The organism is Streptomyces amritsarensis (assembly GCF_001953875.1).
Classification (GTDB): domain Bacteria; phylum Actinomycetota; class Actinomycetes; order Streptomycetales; family Streptomycetaceae; genus Streptomyces; species Streptomyces amritsarensis.
Map to the genome: position 1 here is coordinate 1 of NZ_MQUR01000020.1, position 13486 is coordinate 13486.

Here is a 13486-nt window from a genome sequence, read left to right on the forward strand (position 1 = left end):
GCCTCTGAGCCGAACGGCTTGTAACCAGCCTCACTGTCGGCGCCCCCGTCCGGGATACTCCCGGGCGGGGGCGCCGCCGTATTGTCTACGCATCAGGCCCCGCAACCCTGCTCACCACCAGGAGATGAAGCCCCGATGATCACCCCACCCGTCGTGCACTCGCTGCGCGAGCAGATCCGCGAGCACATCGTGGAGGGGATCGTCAGCGGACGCTGGAAGCCCGGTGAGCGGATCGTGGAGCGGCGCATCGCCGTGGAGCTGGAGGTCAGCCAGACCCCCGTACGGGAGGCGCTGCGCGAGCTGGAGACGCTGCGGCTGATCGAGTCCGCGCCGAACAAGGGTGTGCGCGTGCGGAACCTCTCCGCCGCGGACCTGGAGGAGATCTACCCGGTCCGGGCGGGTCTGGAGCAGATCGCGGCCGAGCTGGCGGCGCCGCGGCTGGCGGCCGACTGCTCGGCGCTGGAGCCGCACGTGGCGGCCCTGTGGGAGGCCGACCGCAGCTCGGACGGCACGGCGCAGGTGCGGCACACGGTCGGCTTCCACCGGGAGATGGTGCGGGCGGCCGGGAACAGCGTGCTGCTGCACACCTGGGAGAGCCTGGGCATCGAGGTGTTCACGGCCCTGTCCATCCGCTGGCTGGGGACCGTCCAGAAGTCCTACGCGGAGGAGCACGAGGCGCTCGTGGAGGCCTTCCGCAGTCGGGATCCGGACATCGGCGTCCTGGTGAAGCGGCACGTCCTGGGCTGCGCACCCCGGGCCTGAGCGACTGTTTCGCCCCGGTTTGCACGGGCACCGCGTGCCCGCTTTACTGGCACGCGGTGCCGACTTTTGCCAGAACGACGTTTCTTTGTCACTTTTATTTGATCGATCATCGATCAGGGATTTACAGTCGTCGCCGGGCCTCAACCAGGTCCACCGACCCTGTCCTGCCCGTCAGGGATTTTCTTCACCACCTCTCCTTTGTCCGGAAGGCGGCGCACAGCGATGTCCGACCCCGTAGGAAAGCTTCCGAGCGAGCTCGACCAGCTCCCGGACCGCGACACCGAGGAGACCGCCGAATGGGCGGCCTCCCTCGACGCCGTCGCACAGGCCGCCGGTACGCGCCGCGCCGAATACCTGCTCCGCCGCACGCTCCAGCACGCCGAGGCCGCCGGCCTCGCCCTGCCGAAGCTGCTGGAGACGGACTACGTCAACACCATCCCCACCTCCGCGGAGCCCGAGTTCCCGGGTGACGAGGCGATGGAGGCCAGGATCACCGCCTGGAACCGCTGGAACGCGGCCGCCATGGTGACCCGCGGCTCCAAGTACGGCGTCGGCGGCCACATCGCCACCTTCGCCTCCGCCGCATGGCTGTACGAGACCGGCTTCCAGCACTTCTTCCGCGGGAAGGAGGCCGACGGGTCGGGCGACCAGCTCTACATCCAGGGCCACGCCTCCCCCGGCATCTACGCCCGCGCCTTCCTCGACGGCCGGATCTCCGAGCAGCAGCTCGACAACTTCCGGCAGGAGTCCGGCGGCAACGGCCTGCCCTCCTACCCGCACCCGCGGCGCCTGCCGTGGCTGTGGGAGTTCCCCACGGTCTCGATGGGCCTCGGCCCGCTCTCCGCGATCTACCAGGCGCGCTTCAACCGCTACCTGCAGAACCGGAACATCAAGGACACCGCGAACTCGCACGTCTGGGCCTTCCTCGGCGACGGCGAGATGGACGAGCCGGAGTCGACCGCCGCCCTGGCCCTGGCCTCCCGCGAGCAGCTCGACAACCTGACCTTCGTCATCAACTGCAACCTGCAGCGCCTCGACGGTCCGGTCCGCGCCAACTTCCGCGTCGTCCAGGAGCTGGAGGCGCAGTTCCGCGGCGCCGGCTGGAACGTCATCAAGACCCTGTGGGGCTCCGCCTGGGACGAGCTGTTCCAGCTCGACACCACGGGCGCCCTGGTCCGCCGCCTGCGCGAGGTACCGGACGCGCAGTTCCAGACGTACGCGACGCGCGACGTGGCCTACATCCGCCAGCACTTCTTCGGCGCCAACGCCGAGCTCACCGCCCTCGGCGGCCTGCTCTCCGACGCGAAGATCGCCGAGTGCTTCCACACCTCGCGCGGCGGCCACGAGCCCCGCAAGGTCTACGCCGCGTACAAGGCCGCCCTGGAGCACAAGGGCGCGCCGACGGTCATCCTGGCGCAGACCGTCAAGGGCTACACCCTGGGTGCCGGGTTCGAGTCGAAGAACGCGAACCACCAGATGAAGAAGCTGACCATCGACGAGTTCAAGGGCATGCGCGACAAGCTCGGACTCCCGATCCCGGACAGCGCCTTCGAGGGCGGCCAGGTCCCGTACGGCCACCCCGGTGCGAACAGCCCCGAGGTGCGCTACCTCAACGAGCGCCGCGCGGCCCTCGGCGGCCCGGCTCCGGCCCGCAAGGTCCACCACGTGGCCCTGCCCGCCCCGGCCGAGCGCTCCTTCGCCCCGCTCATCAAGGGCTCCGGCAAGCAGGAGATGGCCACCACCATGGCCTTCGTCCGCCTCGTCAAGGACCTGATGCGGGACAAGGAGACCGGCAAGCGCTGGGTGCCGATCGTCCCCGACGAGGCCCGTACCTTCGGTATGGAGTCCCTCTTCCCGTCGGCCGGCATCTACTCGCCGCTGGGTCAGACGTACGAGCCGGTCGACCGCGACCAGCTGATGTACTACAAGGAGGCCAAGGACGGCCAGATCCTCAACGAGGGGATCACCGAGGCCGGCGCCATGGCCGACTTCATCGCCGCCTGCACGTCGTACGCGACGCACGGCGAGCCGATGATCCCGTTCTACATCTTCTACTCGATGTTCGGCTGGCAGCGCACCGCCGACCAGATGTGGCAGCTCGCCGACCAGCTCGGCAAGGGCTTCATCGTCGGCGCCACCGCCGGCCGCACGACGCTGACCGGTGAGGGCCTCCAGCACGCGGACGGCCACTCGCACCTGATCGCGTCCACGAACCCGGCGTCGCTCAACTACGACCCGGCCTTCGCGTACGAGATCGCGGTGATCGTCAAGGACGGTCTGCGGCGCATGTACGGCGAGCAGCCGGAGGACGTCTTCTACTACCTGACGGTCTACAACGAGCCGAAGGTGCAGCCGGCGATGCCGGAGGGCGTGGAGGAGGGCATCCTCAAGGGCCTCTACCGCTTCAACCAGGCCTCCGACCTGGAGAACGCGCCGGCCGCCGACGCCGCGAAGATCCAGCTGATGGCCTCGGGCACCGCGATCCACTGGATCCTTCAGGCGCAGGCGCTGCTCGCCGCCGACTGGAACGTGGCCGCCGACGTCTGGTCCGCCACCTCCTGGGGCGAGCTGCGCCGCGACGCGCTGGAGTGCGACGAGGCGCTGCTGCGCGGCGAGGTCCGCACCCCGTACGTCACCCGCGCCCTGGAGGGTGCGGCCGGCCCGGTCCTCGCCGTGTCCGACTGGATGCGCCAGGTCCCGGACCAGATCAGCCAGTGGGTGGAGCAGGACTACACCTCGCTGGGCACGGACGGCTTCGGTCTGTCCGACACCCGTGAGGGCGCCCGCCGCCACTTCGGTGTCGACGCCCAGTCGATCGTGGTGGCCGCGCTGGCCCAGCTCGCCCGCCGCGGCGAGGTACCGGCCTCCGCCGTCAAGGAGGCCCGGGAGCGCTACGGCCTCTGAGCCGTGTGCACGACCGAACCGAGAGGCGGTCCGTCCCTAGCGGGGCGGGCCGCCTCCGGGCTTTTCCACCGGCCCGGGCGGTGCGTGGACGGGACGGTCCCCGGCCCGGCCCAGCCGCCGCAGCGCGGTCTCCAGGTGGCGGCTCAGATCGGCCCGCTCCGCGTCGAGCTGCCAGGCGGTTTCCTCCCGTAGGCGCCGGGCTTCCGCGCGCGCCTCCGCCACCAGCCCCTCGGCCCACCTGCGGGCATCGAGGCGGACGAACCGGGCCTGCTCGTCCGCGTCGTCCAGTGCGCGTTCCGCTTCCAGCCAGCACCCCTGTGCGTACTCCTCGGCCCGCGCGACGCGCTCCTCGGCCTCCGCCTCCCACTGCGCGAGGTCCTGCTCGGCCCTCTCCCGGCGTTCGCGGAGTTCTTCGGCCAGGGCGGCGGCGGCCCGGGTGGCCAGGGCGCGGGCCTCCTCGTGGACGAAGTCGACCTCCCGGAGCCGGGCCGCCGCCTCCTCCTGGGTCTTGCGCGCGGCCCGGTCCGTCTCCAGGGCCCAGGCGCGCAGGCCGGCGGCGGACTCGGCGTCGCGCAGCGCCTCGGCCCGGGCCTGCTCCGCCCGTGCGCGCAGCTCGGCGGCTTCGGCCCGGTCCTGCTCGGCCTCGGTCAGCACCCGCAGGGCGTTCTCCGCGGCCTTCCGTTCCAGTACCCGCGCCCTGGCCCGGGCGTCCTGCTCGATCCGGTCGGCCTCCTCGCGCGCGGCCCGTTCCCGCGCCGCCTCCCGCTCCCGCAGGTGCTCGCCCCGGGCCTGCTCCAGCTCGCGGGCCACGGTGTCGGCGTCCGGGGGCCGGTCGGCCGGGTCCTTGGCCAGCAGCCGCATCACCAGGTCGAGGAGCCGGGACGGGACGCCGTCCACGAGCGGCTCGGGCGCCTCTTCGTGGACCTGCCGGTAGAGCACGCCGTGGAAGGTGGTGGCGGTGAAGGGCGGGGTGCCCGCGAGTCCCTCGTACAGGAGGCAGCCCAGACTGTAGAGGTCGGCGCGGTGGTCGATCACGGCGTCGCCGCGGCACTGCTCGGGGGACATGTACCAGGGGGTGCCCGGCCCGGTGCCGTCCGGTGTGAGGGGCGCGGCCCGCAGGGTGTCGCCGAGGAAGGCCGCCACGCCGAAGTCGAGGACCTTGACCGCCCCGGTGGAGGTCAGCACGACGTTCTGCGGTTTGATGTCGCGGTGTACGAGGTTCTGCGCGTGCGCAGCGGACAGGGCGGCGGCGATCCGCGCGGCCCAGTCGACCAGTTCCGGCCACGGCACTCCCGACGGACGCCGGAAGGCCTCGTCCAGGGTGATCCCGTGCAGGCGTTCCATCACCAGGTAGAGCAGCCGCCGTCCGCCCAGCCGCGCCGTTCCGCAGTCGTGCACCGCCACGGTGTGCTCGTTCGGCAGGGCGGCCGCGCGGACCTCGCGCTGGAAGCGCAGCTCCACCTCCGTCTCGCGGGGACCGGGCTCGGGGAGGATCAGCTTCACCGCGACCTGCCGCTGCATCCGCGTGTCGAGCGCCTCCCACACCTCCCCCATCCCGCCGGCGCCGAGTACGGTCCCCAGCCGGTACCTCCGGTCGATCAGCGTGTCCCGCTCGGCCAGTCCACCCCGCATGAACCCTCCCGCCCCGCCGTGCCCTGCCGTCGAGTATGGGGCCGCGGGGGCGCGGCGCGCCCGGAACCGGGAAGGGCGGAACCAGCCCTTCGACGCATACGCGGTGGCGGTGCGGGGGCGCAGCCGTGATGCTGGAGCCGTGATGGACGAGACGGAGTTCTGGGAGATCGTCGACCGTACCCGCGAGGCCGCCGACGGCGACCCCGAGGAGCATGCCGAGCTGCTCGTGGAGCGGCTGGCGCAGCTCGATCCGGACTCCGTCCTGGACTTCGCCCGGCACTTCGAGTCGCGGTACAACCGGGCGTACACCTGGGACCTGTGGGGTGCGGCCTGGGTGCTGCTCGACGGGGCGAGCGACGACGCCTTCGACTACTTCCGCTGCTGGCTGATCGGCCAGGGCCGGGAGGTCTTCGAGGGCGGGGTGCACGATCCGGACCGTCTGGCGGAGCTGCTGGGTGATTTCGACGAGGAGATCGACGGGGACGGCGAGGAGCTCGGGTACGCGGCCGACGAGGCGTACGAGCAGCTGACCGGGGCGGTGGCCCCGGACCTGGGCATCGCGTTGCAGGCGGCGGAGCCGGAGGGCACCCCGCTGGACTTCGAGAACGAAGCCGTGCTCGCGGAGCGCTTCCCCCGGCTGTGGGACCGGTTCAGGGGCTGACGCCCCGCTTCAGCAGTGCGTGCCGCCGTCGATGCGGATCTCGGTGCCGGTGATGAAGGCGCCGTCCTCGGAGCCGAGCATGGCGACGACGCCGGCGACGGTCTCGGGGCCGGCGAAGCCCTGTCCGATGGCCGGGGCGAGCTTGGCGAAGAGGGACCAGTCGGTGTCCTCGGGCAGGCCGGGGCCGCTGCCGGTGGTCATGCCGCTCTCGATGGAGCCGGGTGCGACGCTGACGAAGCGCAGGCCCTGCTTGCTGTACTCGGCGGCCAGCGCGTGGGTCATGGACTGGATACCGCCCTTGCTGGCCGCGTAGGCGGACATGTAGGGGTGGGCGAAGGACGCCGAGGTGGAGCTGAAGTTCACCACGACCGGCCGGTCGCCGGCGAGCAGGGCCGGCAGGGTCTCGCGGATCATCAGGAAGGTGCCGGTCAGGTTGACCCCGATGACCTGGTTCCACAGCTCCAGCGTGGTCCGGTGGGTGTGCGCGGAGCGCAGGATGCCGGCCGCGTTGACGAGTACGTCGATCCCGCCGAGGGCGCGGGTCGCGGCGGCCACGCCCTCCCTGACGGCGTTCTCGTCGGATATGTCGAGGAGTGCGGTGGTCAGCCGGTCCGCGTGGCCCGCGGCGGCGGCGTGTTCGGCGGTGGCCTTCAGGCCGGCCTCGGCGATGTCCACGGCATGGACCCGGCCGCCCTCGGCGAGGAGCCGGTGGACGGTGGCGCGGCCGATGCCGGAGCCGCCGCCGGTGATGAGGACGCGACGTCCTTCGTAACGGTTCATGGCGTGAGCGTACCGAAGCAGTGGCACGTTTTGTCAGGCTGACAAAGAATGCCTGCCTGGAGAGGGGCGGACGGTAGGCTGCACCCCGTGAGATCCCCTCGTCCCTACGCCCCCCAGGCCGGCTCCGGAGCCCAGTCGCTGACCGAGCGCCGCAAGGCCGCCACCCAGCTGGACATCGCCCGCGCGGCCTGCGAACTGTTCGCCGCGCACGGCCCCGACGGCACCACCGCCGAGGACATCGCCCACCGCGCGGGCGTGGCGCTGCGTACCTTCTACCGCTACTTCCGCAACAAGCAGGAGGCCGTGGCCCCGCTGCTGGCGGGCGGCGGCGACGCCTGGCGCGCCCTGCTGGCGGAGGAGGACCCGGGCACCCCCCTCGGGGAGGCCCTGGAACGCGCCGTCACCCGGTCGCTGAGCGGCCCGCAGGCGGTCGAGGAGGGCTTGGAGGTGACCCGCGGCCTGCTGCGCGCGGCGGCGGACGACGAGGCCCTGCGGGCCGTCTGGTACCGCGTGAACCAGGAGTCCGAGGAGCGCCTGGTCCCGGTGATCGGCAGGCTGGCGGGGGCGGACGCGGAGCTGCGGGAGGTACGGCTGCTGGCCGCCGCCGCCACGGACTCGATCCGGGTGGCGCTGGAGCTGTGGTCGCAGACGGACGCCCCCGTCGCGGGTGCCGGCTCCCCCGCCGAACTCGCGGTGCGGTGCCTGCGCGACCTCACGGGCGCGATGCCCCTGCTGCGCTGAACCAGCGCCGCAGGGGCATCGCCCCGGTCCCACGGCCCTCCGTGGTCCGATCGGTCTCAGCGGCCGCCACCACCCCAGCCGCCGCCACCGTTGCCGCCACCGTTGCCGCCGCCGTTGCCGCCGCCCCAGTCACCGTTGCCGCCGCCACCGCCGCCGCCGCCGCCCCAGTCACCGTTGCCGCCGCCACCGCCGCCGCCGCCCCAGTCACCGTTGCCACCGCGACCGTCACCCCAGTCACCGTTGCCACCGCGACCGTCACCCCAGTCACCGTTGCCACCGCGACCGTCACCCCAGTCGCCGTTCCCGCCGCGACCGTTGCCCCAGTCGTTCCAGTTGCCGTTGCCGCCGCGGCCGGAGTTGTTCCAGTTCGCGTCGTCGTGCCAGTTGTTGTGGCGCCAGTCGGAGTCGCGCCAGTTGCTGTCGCGCCAGTAGCCGCGGTCGCCGCCGACGCCCGCGTTGTCCCAGCACCAGCTGGGACGGTCGCGCCAGTCGCGGTTGCAGCAGTAGTCCCACCGGGCGTCCGAGCGGTGCGAGGGGTACCGGTAGCAGTCGTAGCCGCCGTTCCCGCCGCCACTGCCGGATACGACCGAGGCCGAAGCACTGGCTACGGGGAGCAGACCTAGGGCGATTCCTGCGGCTCCGGCCATGGTTGCCGCAACGATCCTACGGCGCATTCTCATGCACCTCCGAACATGTCTCGCTTATGGGGCCTTTAGGTCATTTCCACCCTCACTCCGACCGGCCGACCTGTCAAAGCGGAAAGGCCCCCCGCCTCGCTCCGTGGAGCGTGGCGGGGGGCCTCCCATCAGGCATTTTAGAGGTCGAAGTACAGCTCGAACTCGTGCGGGTGCGGACGCTGCGCGATCGGGGCGATCTCGTGCGTGCGCTTGTAGTCGATCCAGGTCTCGATCAGGTCGGGGGTGAAGACACCGCCGGCCAGGAGGTACTCGTGGTCCTCCTCCAGGGCCTTGAGGACGTCCTCGAGGCTGGTCGGGACCTGCGGGACGTTCGCGTGCTCGTCCGGGGAGAGCTCGTAGAGGTCCTTGTCGATCGGCTCCATCGGCTCGATCTTGTTCTTGATGCCGTCGAGGCCCGCGAGGAGCAGGGCCGAGAAGGCCAGGTACGGGTTCGAGGACGGGTCCGGCGCGCGGAACTCGACGCGCTTGGCCTTCGGGTTCGAGCCCGTGATCGGGATGCGCATGGCGGCGGAGCGGTTGCGCTGCGAGTACACCATGTTGACCGGCGCCTCGAAGCCCGGCACCAGGCGGTGGTAGGAGTTCACCGTCGGGTTGGTGAAGGCGAGCAGCGACGGGGCGTGCTTGAGGATGCCGCCGATGTAGTAGCGGGCGGTGTCCGACAGGCCCGCGTAGCCGGCCTCGTCGTAGAACAGCGGCTCGCCGCCGGCCCACAGCGACTGGTGGACGTGCATGCCCGAGCCGTTGTCACCGAAGATCGGCTTCGGCATGAAGGTCGCGGTCTTGCCGTTCTTCCAGGCGACGTTCTTCACGATGTACTTGAAGAGCATCAGGTCGTCGGCCGCGGCCAGCAGCGTGTTGAACTTGTAGTTGATCTCGGCCTGGCCGCCGGTGCCGACCTCGTGGTGCTGGCGCTCGACCTGGAGGCCCTGGGCGTCGAGCTCCAGGGAGATCTCGGCGCGCAGGTCCGCGAAGTGGTCGACCGGGGCGACCGGGAAGTAGCCGCCCTTGTAGCGGACCTTGTAGCCGCGGTTGTTCTCCTCGGAACCGGTGTTCCAGGCGCCGGCCTCGGAGTCGATGTGGTAGAAGCCCTCGTTCGCGGTGGTCGCGAAGCGCACGCTGTCGAAGATGTAGAACTCGGCCTCGGGACCGAAGAACGCGGTGTCGGCGATTCCGGTGGAGGCGAGGTACGCCTCGGCCTTCTTCGCGATGTTGCGCGGGTCGCGGCTGTAGGCCTCACCCGTGATCGGGTCGTGGATGAAGAAGTTGATGTTCAGCGTCTTGTCGCGACGGAAGGGGTCCAGGCGCGCGGTGGTGATGTCGGCGCGCAGCGCCATGTCGGACTCGTGGATCGCCTGGAAGCCGCGGATCGAGGATCCGTCGAAGGCGAGCTCCTCCGCCGGGTCGAATGCCCGCGCCGGGATCGTGAAGTGCTGCATCACACCAGGCAGGTCGCAGAAGCGGACGTCGACGAACTTGACGTCGTTCTCCTCGATGTACTGCTTGACTTCGTCGGCGTTCTGGAACATCCAACTCCTCCTACTCCCGGCCCCGGGGGAGGGACGGGCTTTATAGCTCGTGGTGCGTCAGTGCGGTGCCGCACGCTGACCCGACCATAAGCAGACGGGATTTCCCAAGCATGACCCATTTGTTTCGCACAAGTTAACCAGGGTCCGGCCGGAGTGCCGTGAGGCGCCACCGGTACCGTGGTCGGGTGGACAACAGACAGGCAATCGGATCCTGGCTCTCCGGCCCCAAGGCGGCCGCCGAGGAGATGGGCGTCGACTTCGGCTATCCGGGCCAGCGGCTCGGCCTGCCGCAGCAGGGCTCCGGCTCGGTGGCGCGCTTCGGGCGCCGGATCGCAGCCGTGGCCCTCGACTGGATCGGCTGCCAGCTCATCGCCTACGGGCTGATCACCGGCGGGAACCTGGGCGCCGCGGGCAACTGGACCCTCGGCCTCTTCGTGGCCCTGACCGTCCTGACGGTCGGCACCGTGGGCTTCACGCCCGGCAAGCGGCTGCTGGGCCTGCGCGTGGTCGCGGAGGACGGCGGCCGCCTCGGCATCGTCCGGGTGGTCGTGCGCACGCTGCTGCTGGCCCTGGTCGTCCCGGCGCTGATCTGGGACCGCGACGGCCGCGGCCTCCACGACCGCCTCGCGCGCGCCGTCCAGGTCCGCATCTAGCAGCTTGCGAGCAGACACAGGGGCGCCCCCCGAGCCGGCCGGCTCGGGGGGCGCCCGTGTGTCGTATACGAAAATCGGCTGAGCGTGTCAGCGCATCTTTCCGCCGCGCGGCATCTTCATGCCCTTGGGCATGGGGCCCTTCGGCAGCGGCATGTTGCTCATGAGGTCACCCATGGCACGCAGCTTGTCGTTGACCGCGGTGATCTGCGGGCCGGTCAGTACGCGCGGCAGCTTGAGCAGGGTGGTGCGCACCTTCTTGAGCGGCACCTCGCCCTCGCCCGTGCCCACGATGAAGTCGTGGACCGGCACGTCCGGCATGATCCGGGCCATCTTCTTCTTCTCGTTCGCGAGCAGCGGCTTCACCCGGTTCGGGTTGCCCTCGGCGATCAGCACGACGCCGGCCTTGCCCACGGCACGGTGGACGATGTCCTGCTGCCGGGTCATCGCGATGGCCGGGGTGGTCGTCCAGCCCCGTCCCACGTTGTCCAGTACGGCCGCGGCCGCTCCCGGCTGTCCCTCCATCTGCCCGAAGGCAGCCCGCTCGGCCCGTCGCCCGAAGACGATCGCCATCGCGAGGAAAGCCACCAGGAAGCCCAGGATGCCCAGGTAGACCGGGTGGTCGATCAGGAAGCCGATCGCAAGAAAGACACCGAAGGTGACGATTCCCACGCCCGCGACGATCAGACCGACCTTCGGGTCGGCCTTGCGCGTCATCTTGTACGTCAGGGCGATCTGCTTCAGTCGCCCGGGGTTCGCAGCAGTCTCTGCGTTTGACTTCCTCGCCATACAGCGAAGTTTACGTGGCCTGCGGGGTTCGGGTAGCCGCGGCCTCAAGTACGTGTTCGGTTTCGACCCGGTCCTTGGCCCTCTTGCGGTCCTCCAGGACCGCCGTCCAGGCGTTGCGGCGGGCCCCGCTCATGAGGAGGGATTCGAGGCCCCGGAAGGCGTCGGAGAGCGTCGGGATGGCGATGGCGCGTACGGGCGCGGCCTGCATGATGTCGATCCCTTTCACGATGCTCACGTCTTCGCGAGGTGGGCGGGTGTCTACGGTGCGTGGACCCAGCGTCACTGACTGGTGTTACCAGGGCGTGACCGGTCGGTCAAATGTGATGGACACGTTGCATACGCCGACGCGGCCCGCCGGGTTCTCTCCTCGGGAAAGAGCCTAGGGGCCGCGCCGATGCGGTATTACTCATCAGTAGCACTTTGTGCGCGACTTCACACGTACAGTCGCGCCCAGGTCACACGGTCGCGTGCCCCTCGGCACCGCTGCGCTTCTCCATGGCCTGCTGGTAGAGGCGGCCCGCACGGTACGAGGACCGGACGAGCGGGCCGGACATCACGCCCGAGTAGCCGATCTCCTCGGCCTCCTTCGCCAGCTCCACGAACTCGGCCGGCTTCACCCAGCGCTCGACGGGGTGGTGCCGCGGCGAGGGCCGCAGGTACTGGGTGATGGTGATGAGCTCGCAGCCGGCCTCGTGCAGGTCCTTCAGGGCCTGCGAGACCTCCTCGCGCTCCTCGCCCATGCCGAGGATCAGGTTCGACTTGGTGACCAGGCCGTATTCGCGCGCCTTGGTGATCACGTCGAGGGAGCGCTCGTAGCGGAAGCCCGGGCGGATCCGCTTGAAGATCCGCGGCACCGTCTCGACGTTGTGCGCGAAGACCTCGGGGCGGGAGGCGAAGACCTCCTCCAGCAGCTCCGGCACCGCGTTGAAGTCGGGGGCCAGCAGCTCGACCTTGGTGTGGCCGGCCTCGCGGCCCGCCGTCTGCTGGTGGATCTGGCGCACGGTCTCCGCGTACAGCCAGGCACCGCCGTCGGCCAGGTCGTCGCGGGCGACGCCGGTGATGGTGGCGTAGTTCAGGTCCATGGTGACGACGGACTCGCCGACGCGGCGCGGCTCGTCGCGGTCCAGCGCCTCGGGCTTGCCCGTGTCGATCTGGCAGAAGTCGCAGCGCCGGGTGCACTGGTCACCGCCGATGAGGAAGGTGGCCTCGCGGTCCTCCCAGCATTCGTAGATGTTGGGACAGCCGGCCTCCTGGCACACCGTGTGCAGTCCTTCGCCCTTCACCAGGGCCTGCATCTTGGTGTACTCGGGGCCCATCTTCGCCCGGGTCTTGATCCACTCGGGCTTGCGCTCGATGGGGGTCTGGGCATTCCGGACCTCGAGGCGCAGCATCTTGCGTCCGTCGGGTGCGACTGCGGACACGACCGGCTCCCTGTGACTTCGATTGTTCGGGCGCCCACCAGGGTACGCCCGTAATTTCGTACGCTCTTACGTCGCCCAACCTGCGGGCGGCCGGACTCATTCCCGCAGCCGGGAGGTCTCTATGCGGTCTCGATCTCGCGGGGACGCAACTCGGCGTGCTCCAGTACGTCCTTCAGGTGGCGTTCGACGACCGGCAGCACCTCGGCGATGGTGACCTCCCGGCCCAGTTCGTACGAGAGCGAGGTCACACCGGCGTCGCGGATCCCGCAGGGGATGATCCGGTCGAACCAGGTGCTGTCCGGGTTCACGTTGAGAGCGAAGCCGTGCATCGTGACGCCCTTGGCGACCCGGATCCCGATGGCGGCGAGCTTGCGGTCCTCGCGCCGCTGGCCGGCGTTGGAGGGGGCGTACTCGGGGCCGTTGAGCCGGGGGTCGAACTCCTCGTCGGCGAGCCGCGGGTCGAAGTCCAGGGAGAGGCCGCCGATCTTCGGGCGCTCCTCGACCGGGTCGCCGAGCACCCACACGCCGGAGCGGCCCTCGACCCGGGTGGTCTCCAGGCCGAACTCGGCGGCGGTGCGGATCAGCGCCTCCTCCAGGCGGCGCACGTGGGCGACCACGTCCACCGGCCGGGGCAGCTTCATGATCGGGTAGCCGACGAGCTGGCCGGGGCCGTGCCAGGTGATCTTCCCGCCGCGGTCCACGTCGATGACGGGGGTGCCGTCGAGCGGGCGCTCACTGGGGTCGGTGCGCCGGCCCGCCGTGTAGACCGGCAGGTGCTCCACCAGCAGGCAGGTGTCCTCGACCTCGTCCGCGAAGCGGGCCGCGTGCACCCTGCGCTGCTCCTCCCAGGCCTGGGTGTACTCGACGGATTCGGCTCCGAAGCCCAGACGGACAAACCCAAGCTCAGCCACCGCAGCGCCTC

The 13486-nt window shown here is 70.6% G+C and carries 13 protein-coding genes; 5 read left to right on the forward strand and 8 right to left on the reverse strand.

Features of this window, described 5'->3' with window-relative positions:
* Positions 1-138 precede the first annotated feature (138 nt).
* Positions 139-762: a GntR family transcriptional regulator gene (locus AVW11_RS11630; protein WP_030654838.1), complete on the forward strand. Its 624-nt coding sequence runs from the start codon at positions 139-141 to the stop codon at positions 760-762.
* Between the two features lie 222 nt (positions 763-984).
* Entirely contained in the window at positions 985-3666 is a 2682-nt protein-coding gene (gene aceE, locus AVW11_RS11635; RefSeq protein WP_060178206.1) for a pyruvate dehydrogenase (acetyl-transferring), homodimeric type, read from the forward strand.
* Positions 3667-3702: 36 nt separating this feature from the next.
* On the opposite strand, the gene AVW11_RS11640 is transcribed toward aceE, so the two are convergent.
* Entirely contained in the window at positions 3703-5298 is a 1596-nt protein-coding gene (locus AVW11_RS11640) for a protein kinase domain-containing protein (RefSeq protein ID WP_076043945.1), read from the reverse strand.
* 142 nt (positions 5299-5440) lie between these two features.
* Between AVW11_RS11640 and AVW11_RS11645 the strand changes: the two genes are divergently transcribed.
* Positions 5441-5959: a DUF4240 domain-containing protein gene (locus tag AVW11_RS11645; RefSeq protein WP_060178208.1), complete on the forward strand. Its 519-nt coding sequence runs from the start codon at positions 5441-5443 to the stop codon at positions 5957-5959.
* Between the two features lie 9 nt (positions 5960-5968).
* On the opposite strand, the gene AVW11_RS11650 is transcribed toward AVW11_RS11645, so the two are convergent.
* The gene (locus AVW11_RS11650) at positions 5969-6739 is read right to left on the reverse strand and encodes an SDR family NAD(P)-dependent oxidoreductase (protein WP_076043946.1); all 771 of its coding nucleotides are present in this window, start codon (positions 6737-6739) and stop codon (positions 5969-5971) included.
* A gap of 87 nt (positions 6740-6826) precedes the next feature.
* Here AVW11_RS11650 and AVW11_RS11655 point away from each other — a divergent pair, with 87 nt between their 5' ends.
* Positions 6827-7480 carry a TetR family transcriptional regulator gene (locus AVW11_RS11655; RefSeq protein WP_030849260.1) on the forward strand — a complete coding sequence of 218 codons (654 nt, stop codon included), beginning with the start codon at positions 6827-6829 and terminating at the stop codon, positions 7478-7480.
* A 56-nt stretch (positions 7481-7536) separates the two neighbouring features.
* On the opposite strand, the gene AVW11_RS37685 is transcribed toward AVW11_RS11655, so the two are convergent.
* Both AVW11_RS37685 and glnA read right to left on the reverse strand, forming a co-directional pair.
* On the reverse strand, positions 7537-8127 hold the full coding sequence (locus AVW11_RS37685) for a hypothetical protein (protein WP_206281898.1): 591 nt from the start codon (positions 8125-8127) through the stop codon (positions 7537-7539).
* 167 nt (positions 8128-8294) lie between these two features.
* On the reverse strand, positions 8295-9704 hold the full coding sequence (gene glnA, locus AVW11_RS11665) for a type I glutamate--ammonia ligase (protein WP_030030925.1): 1410 nt from the start codon (positions 9702-9704) through the stop codon (positions 8295-8297).
* A 185-nt stretch (positions 9705-9889) separates the two neighbouring features.
* Here glnA and AVW11_RS11670 point away from each other — a divergent pair, with 185 nt between their 5' ends.
* Complete coding sequence (locus tag AVW11_RS11670) at positions 9890-10357, forward strand: RDD family protein (RefSeq protein WP_060178211.1); 468 nt, start codon at positions 9890-9892, stop codon at positions 10355-10357.
* An 87-nt stretch (positions 10358-10444) separates the two neighbouring features.
* Here AVW11_RS11670 and AVW11_RS11675 read toward each other — a convergent pair whose 3' ends face one another.
* The 4 genes from AVW11_RS11675 to lipB all read right to left on the reverse strand — a co-directional run bounded on the left by AVW11_RS11675 (position 10445) and on the right by lipB (position 13475).
* Positions 10445-11143 carry a DUF4191 domain-containing protein gene (locus tag AVW11_RS11675; protein WP_030849255.1) on the reverse strand — a complete coding sequence of 233 codons (699 nt, stop codon included), beginning with the start codon at positions 11141-11143 and terminating at the stop codon, positions 10445-10447.
* 10 nt (positions 11144-11153) lie between these two features.
* On the reverse strand, positions 11154-11351 hold the full coding sequence (locus AVW11_RS11680) for an SCO2195 family GlnR-regulated protein (RefSeq protein ID WP_030849252.1): 198 nt from the start codon (positions 11349-11351) through the stop codon (positions 11154-11156).
* 247 nt (positions 11352-11598) lie between these two features.
* A complete protein-coding gene (lipA, locus tag AVW11_RS11685; protein ID WP_030849250.1) occupies positions 11599-12564 on the reverse strand; it encodes a lipoyl synthase in 966 nt (321 codons plus the stop codon).
* 119 nt (positions 12565-12683) lie between these two features.
* Positions 12684-13475 carry a lipoyl(octanoyl) transferase LipB gene (gene lipB, locus AVW11_RS11690; protein WP_030849248.1) on the reverse strand — a complete coding sequence of 264 codons (792 nt, stop codon included), beginning with the start codon at positions 13473-13475 and terminating at the stop codon, positions 12684-12686.
* Positions 13476-13486 lie beyond the last annotated feature (11 nt).

What these genes read in the sequence shown, in the direction of transcription:
- aceE (WP_060178206.1), top strand. Translation starts at nt 985, where the DNA reads ATGTCCGACCCCGTAGGAAAGCTTCCGAGCGAGCTCGACCAGCTCCCG.
- AVW11_RS11640 (WP_076043945.1), bottom strand. Translation starts at nt 5,298, where the DNA reads ATGCGGGGTGGACTGGCCGAGCGGGACACGCTGATCGACCGGAGGTAC.
- AVW11_RS11645 (WP_060178208.1), top strand. Translation starts at nt 5,441, where the DNA reads ATGGACGAGACGGAGTTCTGGGAGATCGTCGACCGTACCCGCGAGGCC.
- AVW11_RS11650 (WP_076043946.1), bottom strand. Translation starts at nt 6,739, where the DNA reads ATGAACCGTTACGAAGGACGTCGCGTCCTCATCACCGGCGGCGGCTCC.
- AVW11_RS37685 (WP_206281898.1), bottom strand. Translation starts at nt 8,127, where the DNA reads ATGGCCGGAGCCGCAGGAATCGCCCTAGGTCTGCTCCCCGTAGCCAGT.
- glnA (WP_030030925.1), bottom strand. Translation starts at nt 9,704, where the DNA reads ATGTTCCAGAACGCCGACGAAGTCAAGCAGTACATCGAGGAGAACGAC.
- AVW11_RS11675 (WP_030849255.1), bottom strand. Translation starts at nt 11,143, where the DNA reads ATGGCGAGGAAGTCAAACGCAGAGACTGCTGCGAACCCCGGGCGACTG.
- AVW11_RS11680 (WP_030849252.1), bottom strand. Translation starts at nt 11,351, where the DNA reads ATGCAGGCCGCGCCCGTACGCGCCATCGCCATCCCGACGCTCTCCGAC.